Source organism: Mobilicoccus massiliensis, from assembly GCF_000826525.2.
GTDB classification, from domain to species: Bacteria; Actinomycetota; Actinomycetes; order Actinomycetales; family Dermatophilaceae; genus Mobilicoccus; species Mobilicoccus massiliensis.
The window spans coordinates 583,697-600,109 of sequence record NZ_LN651330.1 but is presented as its reverse complement, the minus strand read 5'-3'; the positions used below and the strand labels follow the sequence as shown (position 1 = coordinate 600,109).

General features: G+C 69.9%; 15 protein-coding genes and 3 tRNA genes. 5 read left to right on the top strand and 13 right to left on the bottom strand.

From position 1 onward, the window contains the following. Positions 1-2 precede the first annotated feature (2 nt). The 7 genes from BN1197_RS12490 to BN1197_RS12460 form a co-directional block, all read right to left on the bottom strand. Complete coding sequence (locus BN1197_RS12490) at positions 3-446, bottom strand: FAS1-like dehydratase domain-containing protein (protein ID WP_040160138.1); 444 nt, start codon at positions 444-446, stop codon at positions 3-5. Between the two features lie 158 nt (positions 447-604). Continuing rightward, positions 605-772 (bottom strand): 50S ribosomal protein L33, encoded by a 168-nt coding sequence (gene rpmG, locus BN1197_RS12485; protein ID WP_040160136.1) that lies wholly within the window; start codon positions 770-772, stop codon positions 605-607. Between the two features lie 95 nt (positions 773-867). Continuing rightward, a tRNA-Met gene (locus BN1197_RS12480) sits at positions 868-941 on the bottom strand. Positions 942-1,002: 61 nt separating this feature from the next. Then, positions 1,003-1,075 (bottom strand) — tRNA-Thr (locus tag BN1197_RS12475). A gap of 201 nt (positions 1,076-1,276) precedes the next feature. Continuing rightward, complete coding sequence (locus tag BN1197_RS12470) at positions 1,277-1,915, bottom strand: CbiQ family ECF transporter T component (protein ID WP_040160134.1); 639 nt, start codon at positions 1,913-1,915, stop codon at positions 1,277-1,279. After that, on the bottom strand, positions 1,909-2,634 hold the full coding sequence (locus BN1197_RS12465) for an energy-coupling factor ABC transporter ATP-binding protein (protein WP_052466671.1): 726 nt from the start codon (positions 2,632-2,634) through the stop codon (positions 1,909-1,911). The genes BN1197_RS12470 and BN1197_RS12465 overlap by 7 nt, the downstream gene beginning before the upstream one ends. Before the next feature lie 102 nt (positions 2,635-2,736). Continuing rightward, entirely contained in the window at positions 2,737-3,360 is a 624-nt protein-coding gene (locus tag BN1197_RS12460; RefSeq protein WP_082043867.1) for a biotin transporter BioY, read from the bottom strand. A gap of 219 nt (positions 3,361-3,579) precedes the next feature. On the opposite strand from BN1197_RS12460, the gene BN1197_RS12455 reads away from it, so the two are divergent. Continuing rightward, complete coding sequence (locus tag BN1197_RS12455; RefSeq protein WP_040160131.1) at positions 3,580-5,151, top strand: Re/Si-specific NAD(P)(+) transhydrogenase subunit alpha; 1,572 nt, start codon at positions 3,580-3,582, stop codon at positions 5,149-5,151. Beyond that, a complete protein-coding gene (gene pntB, locus BN1197_RS12450) occupies positions 5,151-6,584 on the top strand; it encodes a Re/Si-specific NAD(P)(+) transhydrogenase subunit beta (RefSeq protein WP_052466670.1) in 1,434 nt (477 codons plus the stop codon). The genes BN1197_RS12455 and pntB overlap by 1 nt, the downstream gene beginning before the upstream one ends. 67 nt (positions 6,585-6,651) lie before the next feature. Here the strand turns inward: pntB and aroQ are convergent, their stop codons facing one another. The 5 genes from aroQ to BN1197_RS12425 all read right to left on the bottom strand — a co-directional run bounded on the left by aroQ (position 6,652) and on the right by BN1197_RS12425 (position 12,317). Next, positions 6,652-7,119 (bottom strand): type II 3-dehydroquinate dehydratase, encoded by a 468-nt coding sequence (gene aroQ, locus BN1197_RS12445; protein WP_040160126.1) that lies wholly within the window; start codon positions 7,117-7,119, stop codon positions 6,652-6,654. Between the two features lie 156 nt (positions 7,120-7,275). Further along, on the bottom strand, positions 7,276-8,652 hold the full coding sequence (locus tag BN1197_RS12440) for an MFS transporter (RefSeq protein WP_040160346.1): 1,377 nt from the start codon (positions 8,650-8,652) through the stop codon (positions 7,276-7,278). A gap of 185 nt (positions 8,653-8,837) precedes the next feature. Next, positions 8,838-10,604: an NAD-dependent malic enzyme gene (locus BN1197_RS12435; protein WP_040160124.1), complete on the bottom strand. Its 1,767-nt coding sequence runs from the start codon at positions 10,602-10,604 to the stop codon at positions 8,838-8,840. Between the two features lie 80 nt (positions 10,605-10,684). Beyond that, positions 10,685-11,509 carry an enoyl-CoA hydratase gene (locus BN1197_RS12430; RefSeq protein WP_040160344.1) on the bottom strand — a complete coding sequence of 275 codons (825 nt, stop codon included), beginning with the start codon at positions 11,507-11,509 and terminating at the stop codon, positions 10,685-10,687. A gap of 7 nt (positions 11,510-11,516) precedes the next feature. Then, positions 11,517-12,317 carry a helical backbone metal receptor gene (locus BN1197_RS12425; RefSeq protein ID WP_052466669.1) on the bottom strand — a complete coding sequence of 267 codons (801 nt, stop codon included), beginning with the start codon at positions 12,315-12,317 and terminating at the stop codon, positions 11,517-11,519. A 220-nt stretch (positions 12,318-12,537) separates the two neighbouring features. Here BN1197_RS12425 and BN1197_RS12420 point away from each other — a divergent pair, with 220 nt between their 5' ends. Continuing rightward, positions 12,538-13,521, top strand: a complete 984-nt coding sequence (locus BN1197_RS12420; protein WP_040160122.1) for a hypothetical protein — start codon at positions 12,538-12,540, stop codon at positions 13,519-13,521. 154 nt (positions 13,522-13,675) lie between these two features. On the opposite strand, the gene BN1197_RS12415 is transcribed toward BN1197_RS12420, so the two are convergent. Further along, positions 13,676-13,756: transfer RNA gene (locus tag BN1197_RS12415), tRNA-Tyr, on the bottom strand. Between the two features lie 184 nt (positions 13,757-13,940). Between BN1197_RS12415 and BN1197_RS12410 the strand changes: the two genes are divergently transcribed. Next, positions 13,941-14,435 (top strand): YajQ family cyclic di-GMP-binding protein, encoded by a 495-nt coding sequence (locus BN1197_RS12410; protein WP_040160120.1) that lies wholly within the window; start codon positions 13,941-13,943, stop codon positions 14,433-14,435. A 198-nt stretch (positions 14,436-14,633) separates the two neighbouring features. Then, positions 14,634-16,367 carry an AMP-binding protein gene (locus BN1197_RS12405; RefSeq protein WP_040160118.1) on the top strand — a complete coding sequence of 578 codons (1,734 nt, stop codon included), beginning with the start codon at positions 14,634-14,636 and terminating at the stop codon, positions 16,365-16,367. Positions 16,368-16,413 lie beyond the last annotated feature (46 nt).

Sequence of the window (16,413 nt, the reverse complement as noted above, 5' to 3'; positions counted from 1 at the left end):
GCTCATTCCCCTCTCACGACGAGGCTGGATCGCACGGTGCACACCGGCTGCTGCGCCGTGTCGGCGATCTCGACCCGCGTCGAGACGAGCGCGTTGCCGCCGGCCTCACGAACACGGTCGACGTGCAGCGTCGACGACACCTCGGTGCCGGCGACGAGCGGACGGTGGTGCTCGAACGACTCGTCGCCGTGGACGACGCGGGAGAAGTCGATTCCCGCCTCGGGGTCGGCGATGAACTGCGCCTCGCACCGCTGAGCGACGACGACCGCGAACGTGGGCGGCGCGACGAGATCGTCGAACCCTGCGGCGCGCGCCACCGTGATGTCGTGGTGAATCGCGTCGTGGGCCCCGACGGCCTCGGCGAACGCGCGCACGTGCTCACGCCCCACGGCGAACGGCTCCCCCGGTGGGTAGGTTCGGCCTTCGAAAGCGGTGTTCACAGCCATGTGCCGAACCCTAGTGCAGCCCACCGACAACCCGTGCCGGCGACCCGGTGACCTCGGCGAATCCCCGCACCGGGCGGCCCGACGGAACGACGAGACGACGCAGCCGCCCCCGGGTGCCGGGAGCGGCTGCGTCGTGGTGCGCCTGGATCAGCGAGAAGTCAGCGCGTCTCTTTGTGCGCCGTGTGCTTGCCGCACTTGGGGCAGAACTTCGACAGCTCGATGCGGTCGGGGTCGTTGCGCCGGTTCTTCTTCGTGATGTAGTTGCGGTCCTTGCAGTCCGCGCACGCCAGGGTGATCTTGGGGCGGACGTCGGTGCTCTTGGCCACGGGACTACCTGTCTTTCGAGATTCGGGAGATCTGCGGATGAGCCTCCGCAGACGATCTTCCTGTGGACGTGATGCTCGAAGGAGGATCACGCGCGTAGCGAGGGCGGGAGTCGAACCCGCGACACCACGATTATGAGTCGTGTGCTCTAACCACCTGAGCTACCCCGCCAAGGGGCGCTTCGACCGACCGGAATCCGCACACGACGGTCGGTCGGATCGATCGCGACCTGAGCCCCGATAGGGAATCGAACCCTAGACCTTCTCCTTACCATGGAGACGCTCTGCCGACTGAGCTATCGGGGCACCGGAGCGCCGCGGGAGTGGACTCCCGATGCCTTCTCCGGGTGCGTCTGCGCGAGCAACTCGCGTAGGCGCCTGAATGACGATACACGGTGGGGGCCGTGGAGACGAAATCGCCTCCCGCGCTGCCGGCCGCGCTCCCTCGCGCCGAGACAGCCGCCGATTCCGAGCTCATATCGCCGCGTGAATCCGCGCACGCCCTCGTCACCGTTGTCCGCGCGGAATCGGCGGCTGTCTCGGCGCGCCGTCGTCGAGACCTCGGGCGACCAGGGCCTCCCCCACCCGCTCGGCGTGGTGGACCGTGCGGACGACGAACGGGACGAGCAGCGCGCGGGGACTGCTCCCCAGCCCCCGCGCCCGACGGGCCTCGCCGCACTCGGTCAACGTGCGGGAGATGACGGGGATCGAGCGGATGGTGAGCGCCATCGCCAGGCCCACGCGTTCGGCGTCGACGCCGAACCGTTCGAAGGGCCGCAGCCCCGCGGTGATCGTGTCCATCATGTCGGCGACCCGCGTCGTCACCGTGACGACTCCGGCGGCGACGATCGCGACGACGAGGCCACCGACGACGATGCCCGCCCGCTCCCAGCCCGCCGACCACACCTGAACGGGCGTGAGCACGAGCACGATCCACCGCAGCGGCCACACCAGCGCGAGCAGCCGTCGCACGCCCAACCCCGCCGCGAGCACCACCCCGGCGACGAGGGCGGCCGCGACCCCGACGGCGAGCAACGACGGCACGACCATGAGCGCCGTCGTCAGTACGAGGAGCGTGAGGAGCTTGATCGAGGGCCGCGCGCGGTGGAGGAAGGAGTCGCCGGGAACGTACGTCGCGCTCAGCACGACCCCTCCTCGGCCCGGTGCGGAGAGCGGTCGGAGGCGTCCGCGCCGTCCATGAGGGCGCGGTAGTACGGGATCGTCTGCGCGCCCGGCCCGTCGGCGACGACGCGCCCGTCGTCGATGACGACCACGCGCTCCCACTGCGCGAACAGCTCGAGTTGATGGGAGACGAGGACGAGCTGCTGGTCGAGGGCCTCGAGGTGGCGCATGACCGCCCGTGTGTGACGACGATCGAGCAGCGTCGTGGGCTCGTCGGCGACGAGGATCGCGGGATCGGTCGCGGTGACCGAGGCGATCGCGAGCAGCTGCTTCTGCCCACTGCTCAGCAGATAGGCGGGGTGGTCGCGGTGATCGGTCAGTCCGAACCGGGCGAGGGCCGCGGCGATTCGCGCGTCGACCTCGGATCGCGAGAGCCGGTGTCGCCGTAGGGAGAACGCGATGTCCTCGCTCACGGTCGGCATGACGATCTGCGCCTCCGGATCGGGAAAGACGAACGCGACCCGACGCCGCACCTCGCGCCCCTGCTTCGCGACGTCGAGCCCGTCGACGAGGACCCTCCCCGAATTCGGCTCGACGAGACCGTTGATCATGCGGACCAGCGTCGACTTGCCCGAACCGTTCGCCCCGACGATGCCGACCCGCGGCTCGTCGAGACACAGGTCGATCCCCCGCAGCACCTCGCGCTCACCGTAGGAGTGATGCACGTCGCGGAACTCGATCATCGGACCCTCCTCGCGACCGTCTCGTGCGGTCGGCGGCGAAGGCCACGCCCACCCGCCTCGACGACCCGCTCCCGGCCCGGCCTGTCTGCGTTCACGCCCCGATCAGGGACGACGACCGGCCCACGTCGACGGCAGCAGCGTGGGCAGGGCGCGGTGCACCGCCGCGGCGACGACGGTGGCGACGACGGCCTTGATGAGGTCGCCCGGCATGAACACCATGTCGGTGACGAACGCCTTGGTCAGGTCGAGGTGGCCGCGCCACATCATGCCGGGGATGCCGAAGGCGTGGACGACCACGATGCCGCCGACGAGGATCGAGAAGGCGAGCCACGCGGTCGTGAGCCGGCGCGCACGCATCTGCACGAGGGCACCGACGGCCATCGCGCCGAGCAGGTAACCGAGGATGAAGCCCACCGTGGGGCTCGCGAGCGCCGGCAGCACCGCGCGCCCGCCGGCGAGCACGGGCAGGCCGGTCGCGCCGACCGCGAGAAAGAGCAGGACTGCGAGGCCGCCACGCTTCCAGCCGAGCAGCGCGCCCGCGAGCATGACGCCGAGCGACTGCAGGGTGATGGGCACCGCCGGCCCGACCGGGTACAACGAGCCCGGGATGCCGAGGACGATGATGAGCGCCGCCATCGCCGCGATGAGAGCGAGATCGCGTGCGGCGACTCGGGGCTTCGAGGTCCGCTGAACGGGCGAGGTGTCCGTCCTCGACGTGGTGGGCATCTGATCCTCCTGGAAGTGACGAGGCCGTCCGGCCTGGGGAAAGTGTGCCGGAGGCGCGGCGTGCGCACGGCCCCATCCCCCTTTCCTGGGGACGAAAGCCATACTGCGGTCTCAGTCTCTGGCACGCTGACCCCAGAACCGGCCGTTCCCGCAAACGTAGGACCCGCGACCGGCGCTCGCCGGTTCCCTGCCCGAGGCCCCGCCACGAAGGAGTACCCCGTGATCATCGGCGTCCCGCGAGAACGGCAGCCGGGCGAGACCCGGGTGGCCGCCACACCGAAGACCGTCGAGCAGATGCGCAAGCTCGGCTACGACGTCGTCGTCGAGACCGGCGCCGGCGCCCTCGCCAAGATCGCCGACGGCTCCTACGCCGAGGCGGGCGCCCGCATCGGCGACGCCTACGACGCGTGGGGCGCCGACATCGTCTTCGCCGTCAACGCTCCGGCCGACGACGAGATCGCCGCGCTCAAGGACGGCGCGATCCTCTGCGCGCTCATCGGACCCGCCCTTCACCCCGAGCTCGTCGAGAAGCTCGCCGCGCGGCCCATCACCGTTCTCGCGATGGACGCCGTGCCGCGCATCTCCCGCGCGCAGTCCCTCGACGTGCTCTCCTCGATGGCGAACATCTCCGGCTACCGGGCCGTCATCGAGGCCGCGAACGAGTTCGGCCGGTTCTTCACCGGCCAGGTCACGGCCGCCGGCAAGGTGCCGCCCGCCAAGGTCCTCGTCGTCGGAGCCGGGGTCGCGGGCCTCGCGGCCATCGGTGCGGCCGGCAGCCTCGGCGCGATCGTGCGCGCCACCGACCCGCGCCCCGAGGTCGCCCAACAGGTGCAGTCGATGGGCGCGGAGTTCCTCGAGGTCAAGGCCGAGAAGGTCGTCTCCACCGACGGTTACGCCCGCGAGACCGGCGAGGACTACAACCGCAAGGCCGCCGAGCTCTACATGGAGCAGGCCAAGGACGTCGACATCATCATCACCACCGCACTCATCCCGGGTAAGCCGGCTCCCCGCCTCATCACCTCCGAGATGATCGCGCAGATGAAGCCCGGCAGCGTCATCGTCGACATGGCCGCGGCCGCAGGCGGCAACGTCGAGGGCTCGGTGGCCGGTGAGCGCACGACGAGCGATCACGGCGTCATCATCCTCGGCTACACCGACCTCGCGGGCCGCCTGCCCACCCAGTCCAGCCAGCTCTACGGCACCAACCTCGTCAACCTGCTCAAGCTCGTCACGCCCGGCAAGGACGGCCAGGTGGTCCTTGACATGGACGACGTCGTCCAGCGCGGCATGACCGTCGTCCTCGACGGAGAGCTCATGTGGCCGCCGCCGCCCGTGCAGGTGTCGGCGGCACCGAAGCCGGCGGACGCCGCCGTGCCGGGTGAGGCGGCCGGCTCGACCGCCGTCGAGACGCCGGGCAGACGGGAGAAGGGCCCGATGTCGGTCGGCGCCAAGACCGGGCTCGCCGCTGCCGCCGCGCTCGCGTTCCTCCTGATCGCCGCGGTCTCGCCCGAACCGTTCCTCGGACACTTCATGGTGTTCATGCTCAGCTGCGTCATCGGCTACTACGTCATCGGCAACGTGCATCACGCCCTGCACACGCCACTGATGTCGGTGACCAACGCGATCAGCGGCATCATCATCGTCGGCGCCCTGCTCCAGGTCGGACACGACGGTCACCTGTGGATCTCGGTGCTCGCGTTCCTCGGCATCCTCGTGGCCAGCATCAACGTGTTCGGCGGCTTCACGGTCACCGCCCGCATGCTCGACATGTTCAAGAAGGGTGACGCCTGATGTTGCAGTTCACGCTCCTGCAGGGCACGTACATCATCGCGGGCCTGCTGTTCATCCTCAGCCTGGCCGGACTCTCCAAGCACGAGACCGCCCGCGCCGGCAACCGGTACGGCATCTTCGGCATGGTCATCGCCCTCGTCGTCACCGTGGGCGCGGCCGTCCTCGGCGTCCAGTCCGGCACCGCTGCCGGCAACCGCCCGGGCACCGGCCTCGTGGGCCTCGGGCTCATCCTCGTCGCCATGGCCATCGGCGCGGGCATCGGCATCTGGCGGGCACGCAGCGTCGAGATGACCGGCATGCCCGAGCTCATCGCGCTCCTGCACAGCTTCGTCGGTCTGGCCGCCGTGCTCGTGGGCTGGAACAGCTCCTACGAGGTGCCTCTTCAGAACGCCGGCATCCACGACGCCGAGGTCTTCGTCGGCGTCTTCATCGGAGCCGTGACCCTCACCGGCTCGATCGTCGCCTTTCTCAAGCTGTCGGGGCGCATGAAGTCGGCGCCGATCATGCTGCCGAAGCACAACATGATCAACCTCGGCATCGTCATCGCCTTCGTCGTGCTCACGGTCGTGTACGTGCTCATGCCGCACGACGCGATGTTCGCGCGGCAACTGCTCCTCGGCCTCCTCACCCTCGCGGCACTCTTCCTCGGCTGGCACCTCGTCGCGGCCATCGGCGGCGGCGACATGCCGGTCGTCGTCTCGATGCTCAACAGCTACTCCGGCTGGGCCGCCGCGGCCGCGGGCTTCCTGCTCAACAACGACCTGCTCATCATCACCGGCGCACTCGTCGGATCCTCCGGTGCCTACCTCAGCTACATCATGTGCAAGGGCATGAACCGCTCGTTCATCAACGTCATCGCGGGCGGGTTCGGCTCCGACGGCGCCGTCGTCGGCGAGGCCCAGGAATACGGCGAGCACCGCGAGACCACCTCCGCCGACGTCGCCGACATGCTCAAGGACGCGAAGTCGGTCATCATCACGCCCGGCTACGGCATGGCCGTCGCCCAGGCGCAGTACCCCGTCGCCGAACTCACGAGCCGCCTGCGCGAACGCGGCGTCGACGTGCGCTTCGGCATCCACCCCGTCGCCGGCCGCCTCCCCGGCCACATGAACGTGCTGCTCGCCGAGGCCAAGGTGCCCTACGACGTGGTTCTCGAGATGGACGAGATCAACGACGACTTCCCCGACACCGACGTCGTGCTCGTCATCGGCGCGAACGACACGGTCAACCCCGCCGCGCAGGACGACCCGGGCTCCCCCATCGCCGGCATGCCCGTGCTCGAGGTGTGGAAGGCCGAGAACGTCGTCGTGTTCAAGCGCTCGATGAACACCGGATACGCCGGTGTGCAGAACCCGCTGTTCTTCAAGGAGAACACCGAGATGCTCTTCGGCGACGCCAAGGACCGCGTCGACGACATCCTGCGCGAGTTCTGAGGACTACCGACGACCGAGACAGCCGCCGATCCCGAAGTCCGGGCTCGGCGGCTGTCGTCGTCGCGTCTCAGGCGCGCGTCGTACGGGCGAGGCGCCCGGCGAGATGGCGCAGAGCGAACTCGTAGCCCTCGGGGCCGCAGCCGGCGATCACCGCGCTCGCGATGTCGGCGAGGTAGGAGCGGTGCCGGAACTCGTCACGGGCGTGCACGTTCGACAGGTGCACCTCGACCAGCGGAAGCCCCGTGGCGAGGAGCGCGTCGCGCAGCGCGATCGACGTGTGCGTGTAGGCGGCGGCGTTGACGACGAATCCCGCCGCCCTGGTGCGCCACTCCTGGATCGCGTCGACGAGCGCGCCCTCATGGTTGCTCTGCACACACTCCACGGCCAACCCGACCTCGTCACCGACCTCACCGCAGCGACGCTCGATGTCGGCGAGGGTGGCGCGGCCGTAGATCTCCGGCTGCCGGGTTCCGAGCAGGTTGAGGTTGGGGCCGTTGAGCACGCCCACGAGCGGCCGGGAGAACTGAGTCGTCATGGCGTCAGTCTGGCACTCGCACCTTCGCGTCCCCCGCGCGTTCTCCGAGAAGGAAGACGGGTTGGTGACGGATCGGGGGTCACCACCCCACCGGAGCTGCCATCACCGCTGCCACGACGCGCGGGTGGATGCTTCCCGGAGCGCGCGTCCGTAGCCTCACTCCTCCAGTGCGACGCGGCGCAGCTCGGGCAGGAACAGCGCGGCGACGGCGGCGATGGCGAAGGCGACGCAGAACACCGCGAAGACCAGGCCCTGGCCGCCGGCGTGCACGAGGCGGTCGGCGACGATGGGGGCGAGGATCGAGGCGATGCGCCCGAACGCGGCGGCCGCACCGGCACCGGTGCTACGGATGCGGGTCGGGTAGATCTCCGGGGACACCGCGTACAGGGCGCCCCACGCGCCGAGGTTGAAGAACGACAACAGGCAGCCGGCGGTGATGAGCCAGCCCGCGCCCTGGATCTGCGGGAATGCCGCCGACCCCACGGCTCCGAACAGCGCCGCCGACGCCGCCGACCCCACGAGGAACGTCGCCAGCGTGGCGCGCCGCCCCCACACCTCGATGAGCCACGCCGACAGGGCGTAGCCGGGCACCTGGGCGAGCGTGATGATGAGCGTGTACTCGAACGACTTGACGAGGCCGTACCCCTGGCCGGCGATGAACGTCGGCAACCAGATGAACGCCCCGTAGTAGCTGAGGTTCACCATGAACCACACGATCCACAGTGCGGCCGTGCGCCGACGAAAGTCGGAGGTCCACAGGCCGCTCTTGCCGCGCGGTCGCGCGGCGCGGGCGAGCGTCGAGGGCTCGTCCGTGGGTAGCGGCTCGTCGTGGACGATGCCGGCCGGGGCCTCGAACTGCCGCACGGCCCTCTCGGCCTCCGCGTGACGACCCTTGGACTCGAGGAAGCGCACGGATTCCGGCAGTCCCCACCGCACCACGACGGCGTACAGCGTCGGGACGATGCCGACCGCGAGCGCCCAGCGCCAGCCGTCGTCGTTCAGCGGGATGACGAAGTAGCCGATGAGCGCGGCGAGGATCCACCCGATCGCCCAGAACGACTCCAGCGCGACGACCATGCGACCGCGCACGGCCTGCGGCGAGTACTCGCTGACCAGCGTCGACGCGACCGGCAGCTCGGCCCCGAGACCGAGACCGACGAGAAAGCGCAGGACCATCAGCACCGCGACCGAACCGGCCAGCGCGGAGGCCCCGGTCGCGAGTCCGTACACGAGCAGGGTGAGCGCGAAGACCTGACGGCGGCCGATTCGGTCGGCGAGCAGGCCGCCGACACCGGCCCCGATCGCCATACCCACGAACCCGATCGAGGCGATGCCCGACAACGTCGCGGAGTCGAGTTGCCACTGCCGGGCGAGGGCGAGCATGACGAACGAGATGAGACCGACGTCCATCGCGTCGAGGGCCCAGCCCACGCCCGCTCCGAGGAGCAACCGACCGTGGGCACGGTTGACGTCGAGCCGGTCGAGCCGATCGGTACGGCTCGGCGATCCCACGTGCTCCGTGGTGGCACCCATCGCGTTCTCCTCGCTCACCGACCGGGTCGGCGGTTCCTCCGGTTCGCGGCGCTCTCGGCCGACCGAGTGAGGATGACACACCGCCGCACGCTCGTCGCGCCACGCCACCGCGCGCCGGACGCGACGGAAACCGCCGGTGCGTGAGTCGGCACGCACGGCCGAGCCGTTCGACGGCGGGGGACGCGTCAGACCGCTTCGATGGGCCGGTAGGTGGGCTGCCACATGAGGTCGAAGACCTCCTGGACCGAGTCGTGGACCTCGACCCGAGCGACGCCGTCCTCCGCGGCGGCCTGGGCGACCGCCATCGCGACCGATCCGGACACGGCCCGGAGCATGCTCACCGGCGGCAACAGACTCGACCCCGTGCCGCCCTCGGCACCGATGCGGCCCACGGCCTCCGCCGCCGCCGCGATCATGTGATCGGTGATGCGGGTCGGGCGGCAGACCGTGACGGCCAGGCCGATGCCAGGGAACACCAGGGCGTTGTTGGCCTGCGCGATCTCGTAGGTCACGTCGTCGTGGACGACCGGCTCGAACGGCGACCCGGTCGCGATGAGCGCGGCGCCGTCGGTCCACTCGAGCAGGTCGGCGGGCAGCGCCTCGGCCTTGGACGTGGGGTTCGAGAGCGGAAAGACGATGGGGCGCTCGGTGTGCTCGGCCATCTCGCGCACGATCGCCTCGGTGAACGCTCCGGCCTGGGCCGACGTGCCGATGAGCATCGTCGGGTGGACGTTGCGCACGACGTCGGCGAGGTCGATGCGCTTGGGATCGTCGACGTCCCAGTCCTTGAGCTCGGCCTCCGAGCGCGCGAACTGCTTCTGGAACGGGCGCACCTTGTCGCCGAGCCGCGCCGAGATCAAGCCCCGGCTGCCGAGGCACCAGAAGCGGGAGTTCGCCTCCCGCTCGCTGAGCCCGGCGCGGACCATCTCGTCGCGCATCAGCTCGGCGATGCCGACTCCCGCGGTGCCGGCACCGTGGATGACGATGCGCTGGTCCTTGAGCGGGGTATGCGCGGTCTTGCAGGCCGAGAGCGCCGCCGCGACGACGACCGCGGCGGTGCCCTGGATGTCGTCGTTGAACGTGCAGCACCGCTGCCGGTAGGTGTCGAGGATGCGATACGCGTTGTCCGCGCCGAAGTCCTCCCAGTGGATCATCGCGTTCGGGTACAGCCTGGTGGCCACCTCGACGAACTTCTCGACGAACTCGTCGTAGCGCTTGCCGCGCACCCGGGCGTGGCGAGCACCGATGTAGAGATCGTCGTTGAGCAGGCCGATATTGTCGGTGCCCACGTCGAGCACGACCGGGATCGCCCGACGCGGATGGATCCCCGCCGCCGCGGTGTACACCGACAGCTTGCCGGTCGCGATCATCACCCCACCGACGCCCTGGTCTCCGATACCGAGGATGCCCTCGGAGTCGGTGACGACGATGAGGTCGACCTCCTCGGAGCCGAGCCCGTAGTTGGTGAACGCCTCCTCGATGTCGTCGGGGTAGTCGATCGAGAGGAACACCCCGCTCGGGCGCATGTACCAGTGGCTGAACTTCTGGATCGCCTCCCCGATGGTCGGGGTGTAGACGATCGGGAGCATCTCCTCGAGGTGCTCGGCGAGCAGCCGGTAGAACAGGGTCTCGTTGCGATCGCGCATCGCCGAGAGGAAGAGGTTCTTGCTCAGTGGATCGGGCTGGGCCCGGTACTGCTCGTAGACACGTCGCATCTGGCCGTCGATGTCGACGACACCGACCGGCTGCAACCCGACGAGCCCGAGCTCCTTGCGCTCGGCCCGCGTGAACGCCGTGCCCCGGTTGACGATCGGCTGCTTGAGCACCTCTCGCCCGCGCTCCCAGATCCTCTGCTTCTCCGGACGCCGCCCGGAGGGGTTCTTGTACCCCTTGGCGATCGCGTCCTTCGCCTCTGCGACACCGGAATCCACCTTGTCAGCCTTCTCCGCCATGTCCTCAGCCTACGAAGGACTGTCGGCGGGCGCGCGGGCGAAGGCGCAGGGTTTGGGGCTGGGCAGGGGCGGTGCAGGTGTCAGGACGCGGGAGGCTCGCTCGCCTCGACGTCGGCGAACCGGGGCGGCTCCTTGGCGAGGAAGGCTCGCACACCCTCACGGAATCCCGCACTGCCGTAGACCTGTTCGAGCAGCGCGTCGTCGTCGGCCCGACCGGCCGGGTCGGTGGCCGTGATCGCGCCGAGCTGTTGTTTGGTCGCCCGCAGCGTGAGCGGGGCGGCCTGCAGCACTCCCTCGACGACGGAGGCGACCTCGGTGTCGAGCTCCGCGCGCGACGGGCAGACCGCGAGCAGCGCGCCGATCGTGTACGCACGGTCGGCGTCGACGAGACGTGAAGTGAGAAGCATCTGGCGGGTGAGGGATTCGCCGAAGACGTGGACGCACCGCTCGAGCAGCGCGCGTGACAAGGCGTTGCCCAGCGTGCGGGCGATCGGGTAGCCGAAACGCGACGACGCCGTCGCGATACGCAGGTCACAGCACGTCGCCACGGCCAGCCCGCCGCCGACGCACAGGCCGTCGACGGCCGCGATCGTCACCTGCGGCAGCGCCGACAACGACCCGAGCAACTCCTGCACCCGGGCCTCGTAGGCGACGGCCTCGGCACCCGACGTCATCGCGGCGAACTCGCCGATGTCGTTGCCGGCGGCGAACGCTCCCCCGGCCCCGCGGAGCACGACGGCGCGGACGCGGGTGTCGTCGGCGAGCGCATCGACCTCGGAGCGCAGCGCGTCGTACATCGCCGTCGTGAAGGCGTTGCGGCGGTGCGGCCGGTTGAACGTCACGGTGACGACCGGACCGTCGCGGTCGATGAGCAGTTCGTCGGACTCGGCGTCGGGGTGGCGCATCGTCACCTCACCCATCGTGGACCGCCGACGACGGATCGACTGTGGCGGGCGACATCGTGGGAGCGGCGAGCGCTGCTCCCAACACCGCCGGGGCCTCGACCATGGCCGGCCCGTACCACGTGAGGTGGCGGCCGCTCACGAGAGCGCACGACCGGCCGGGGAACGCTTCGGGCCCGTCGCCGGGGGTGAATCGGTAGGGCTCGTCGGGCAGGACGACGAGGTCGACGTCGTGCAGGACGTCGTCGAGGTCGACGCGTGGGTACCGCTCGGGCGAGTCGGCGAGGACGTTGTCGACGCCGAGGCGGCGGAGCACGTCACCGGTGTAGGTGTCGCTGCCGACGGCCATCCACGGCCGCCGCCAGATCGGGACGAGCGCGGTGCGCCGACTCTCGGGTGGCTCGATCCGGTTCCACACCTCCCGGGCCCGGTCGAGCCACGCGCGATCGGGGGCAGCGAGCGCGTCGAGCAGCCGGTTCAACGACGTCAACGCCCCCTCGACGGTGCGGATATCGGTGACCCACACCGGGATGCCTGCCGCACGCAGCTCTGCGACGTGCTCCGGCTTGTTCTCCTCCTCGTTCATGACGACGAGATCGGGCGCGGCAGCGACGATGCCGGCGACGTCGGGGTTCTTGGTGCCTCCGAACCGCGGCACATCGAGATCGGCCGGGTGAGTGCACCACTCGGTCGCTCCGACGAGGATCCCCGGCGCGCTGACGGCGACAGCCTCGGTGAGCGACGGAACGAGGCTGATCACCCGCCCCGGCGGCCCGTCGAGCTCCACTTCGGTCCCCAGATCGTCGCGCATACCCCCATCCTGCCGGGGCCGACGCAGAACTCGCGCAACAAAGACCGGTCACTGCGCCCCGCGACCAGGCGCCGACCCGCGAACGCCCAGGTCAGCGCGCTGCACCCGAAATCGAAGCCGAGCATGACCGGTCTTTGTTGCGCGAGATCTGCGGAGCCCCGTCCACAGCACCCTTCGGAACGGGGTCCACGCCGCCGCCGCGCCGGCCGAGGCTGCCGACATGCCTCGCGATGATCGACTGGCCACCCTCCTCACCCACCTCGTCGTGTGCGGCGGAACCGCGACGTGTGGCGACCTCGTCACCGTCTCGTCGGCCGCCGCCGTGCGTAAGGCCTGCTCCCTGGGCCACGTTCGTCGAATCTCGCGCGGCCGTTACGTGCTCGCCCGAGTCCGGCCCACCTCGCAGCGGTCCTGGGCGACCTGGGACGAAACCCCGGACCCGGCGTGGACCGCCGATCGTGAGGCCGACCTCGCCCACGCGCGGGCCCACGACGCGTGCCTGTCTCATCGCAGCGCTGCCCTGGCTCGGGATTGGCCGGTGCTCGTCATGCCGGTCACCACCGAGGTGACGGTCGACGAGAACCGGAGGCGGTGCCCGATCGCGGTGCGCGGGCGACGCAGCCTGTCCCGGCGCGAACGGGAGGACGGCGTGACATCGGCGTTGACCACGGTGTTCGACTGCGCGCGGACGCTGCCGCTGGTCGAGGCGGTCGCTGTCGCCGACGCGGCACTCCGGTCGGGTGAGGTCGGACGGCAGGAACTCGAGGACGCGGCCGCCCTCTGGCGGGGCCGCGGCGGCGCGCGGATTCGCCGGGTCGTCGCTCTCGGCGACGCCCGCGCCGCCAACCCCTTCGAGTCGGCCGTGCGGGCCGTCGCGTCCGAGGTGGAGGAACTGCGGTTGGTGCCCCAGGTCTCGCTCACCGCAGACGGATTCGTAGGCACCGTCGACCTCGCGGACGTCGACCACCGGGTGGTCGTCGAGGCCGACAGCTACGCCTACCACGGAGATCTGGAGTCTTTCGGTCGTGACATCGATCGCTACAACGACCTCGTCGTCCGTGACTGGATCGTCATCCGAGCCAAGTGGAGCCACCTGGGAACCGACGCGGACCGCTTTCGCGGCCTGCTGCGTGCCGCTGCGCTGACGGCCCGCGCAAGAAAGACCGGTCACCGGCAGACTCACCGAGTGAGCGCAACCCTCTGACCAGGCAGGACGGCGAAGAAGCTGCGTCGTGGCCCGTGACTGACCGGTCTTTGTTGCGCGAACTGCGCGAAGACGTCGCGGGCGGGGCGCGGCCGCCCGGGGGCAGAGACGATGAAGGCCCCGGATTCGTGGAATCCGGGGCCTTCGCGCGGCGTGGCAGGTGAAGGATTCGAACCTTCGTAGCTTTCGCGACGGATTTACAGTCCGCTCCCATTGGCCGCTCGGGCAACCTGCCGTCGTGCGTGTCCGAGGATAGCAATACCGACCCGTGCGGCGTCCAATCGGTTCCGGCGTCGCGTGGTCGCGCCGACCTGCGCCGAACGCGCCAGGACACCCGACGGCATCCCGCGGCGGACGCAGGCAGAATGGGCGACCAGACCAGGCCCGTTCGGGCCGCCATCGGCAAGCGGAGGTAGGACATGGCCGACAGCTCGTTCGACATCGTCAGCAAGGTCGACCACCAGGAGGTCGCGAACGCCGTCAACCAGGCCGAGAAGGAGATCTCGCAGCGGTACGACTTCAAGGGCGTCGACGCCTCGGTCGAACTGTCCGGCGACTCGATCGTCATGAAGGCCAACAGCGAAGAGCGGTGCCTCGCGGTGCTCGACGTGCTGCAGACCAAGCTCGTCAAGCGCGGTGTGTCGCTCAAGTCGCTCGACACCGGCGAGGGCACGCCGAAGGCCTCCGGCAAGATCTACCGCCTCGACGCCGCGCTCAAGGACGGCATCAGCCAGGAGAACGCGAAGAAGGTCTCCAAGCTCATCCGCGACGAGTTCGGCAAGACCGTCAAGCCCGTCATCCAGGGCGACGAGCTGCGGGTGAGCAGCAAGAGCAAGGACGACCTCCAGGCCGTGCAGCGGATGCTCAAGGAGGCCGACCTCGACTTCGCGGTGCAGTTCACGAACTACCGCTGACTCGCCCTCGCGGCTCGCCTCGTTCGTGAGCCACACCTGGGCCGGCCGCCCGCCGTTCCCGCTCCGGGGACGGCGGGCGGCGGCACGTGTGATGCGCGCCGCACACGCGTTTCCCGTTCGGCGACGCCGATCGACTGTTCGTCGCGTGCCCACCGCCGGATGCTGACGCCGTTCCCGCGCGGCTGATAGACCACGAACATGACCAACGCCACCTCTGCTCACGACACGTACAAGGCCGCGCGCGACTTCCTCCTCGCCCACCGAGAGGACTACGACGCCGCGCGCGACGGCTTCGAGTGGCCGCGCCTGGAGGGCCGGTTCAACTGGGCCACCGACTGGTTCGACGTCATGGCCCGCGGGAACGACAAGCCCGCGCTGTGGATCGTCGAGGAGGACGGCAGCGAGGACAAGTACAGCTTCGACGACATGGCGAAGCGCTCCGACAAGCTCGCCGCGTGGCTCGTCGAGCAGGGCATCGGCAAGGGCGACCCGGTCCTCATCATGCTCAACAACCAGGTCGAGCTCTGGGACTCGATGCTCGCGATCATGAAGATCGGCGCGGTCATCGCCCCGACGACGACGGCCCTCGGCGCCTCCGACCTCAAGGAACGCATCGCGCGGGCCGGCGCGAAGGGCATCATCGCCAACGCCGACGAGGCCGGGAAGATGTACTGGGCCCGTGAGGACCCCGACGTCGACGTCCACCTGTTCAGCGTCGGTGACGCCGGCGAGGGGTGGGCCGACATCCGCACGGCGCAGGAGCGCGACGACGCTCCGGCGTGGGAGGCGCAGACCGACGTCGACGACCCGCTGCTGCTCTACTTCACCTCGGGCACGACGAGCAAGCCCAAGCTCGTCAAGCACACGCAGACGAGCTACCCCGTCGGGCACCTCGTCACGATGTACTGGATCGGTCAGCAGCCGGGCGACGTCCACCTGACGATCGCCTCCCCCGGCTGGGCCAAGCACGCGTGGAGCTGCTTCTTCGCGCCGTGGATCGCCGAGGCGTGCATCTTCGAGTACAACTACACGCGCTTCGACGCCGCCGCGCTCCTCGCACAGATGGACCGCGCGGGCGTGACGACGTTCTGCGCCCCGCCGACGGTGTGGCGCATGCTCATCCAGGCCGACCTCGCGGGCAAGAAGGGGTCGTTGCGCGAGATCATCGGAGCCGGCGAGCCTCTCAACCCCGAGGTCATCGAACAGGTGCAGAAGCATTGGGGACTGACGATCCGCGACGGCTACGGCCAGACCGAGACCACGGTCCAGGTCGGCAACACCCCTGGTCAGCCGGTCATCCCCGGCTCGATGGGTCGCCCCCTGCCCGGCGTGCCGAGCGTGCTCGTCGACCCCGTCACCGGCGAACGCACCGAGACCGAGGGAGAACTGTGTCTCGACCTTTCCCAGCACCCGGTCAACCTCATGGCCGGATACCAGGACGACCCGGAACGCGCCGCGGAGTCCATGTCCGGCGGCTACTACCACACCGGTGACATCGCCGTGCGTGACGAACGCGGCGCCATCACGTTCGTCGGCCGCACCGACGACGTGTTCAAGGCGAGCGACTACAAGATCAGCCCGTTCGAGCTGGAGTCGGTGCTCATCGAGCACCCGGCCGTCGCGGAGGCCGCGGTCGTCCCCGCACCCGACGAGGTGCGTCTGGCGGTACCGAAGGCCTACGTCGTGCTCGCCTCGGGCTGGGACGCCGACGAGAAAACGGCGTTCGACATCCTCAAGCACTGCCGCGAAGGCCTCGCCCCGTTCCAGCGCATCCGCCGCCTCGAGTTCGGGGAGCTGCCGAAGACGATCTCGGGCAAGATCCGCCGCGTCGAACTCCGCCAGCGCGAGGACCGACTCGCCGATGGTGACGGCCGACCCGAGGGCGAGTACCGCGACTCCGACTTCCCCGAGCTCAAGGGCAGCGGGTCCTGACCTCCTGATCGAGAGGAGGGTCGCGCCGGGCCGTCGTCGTGGAGGC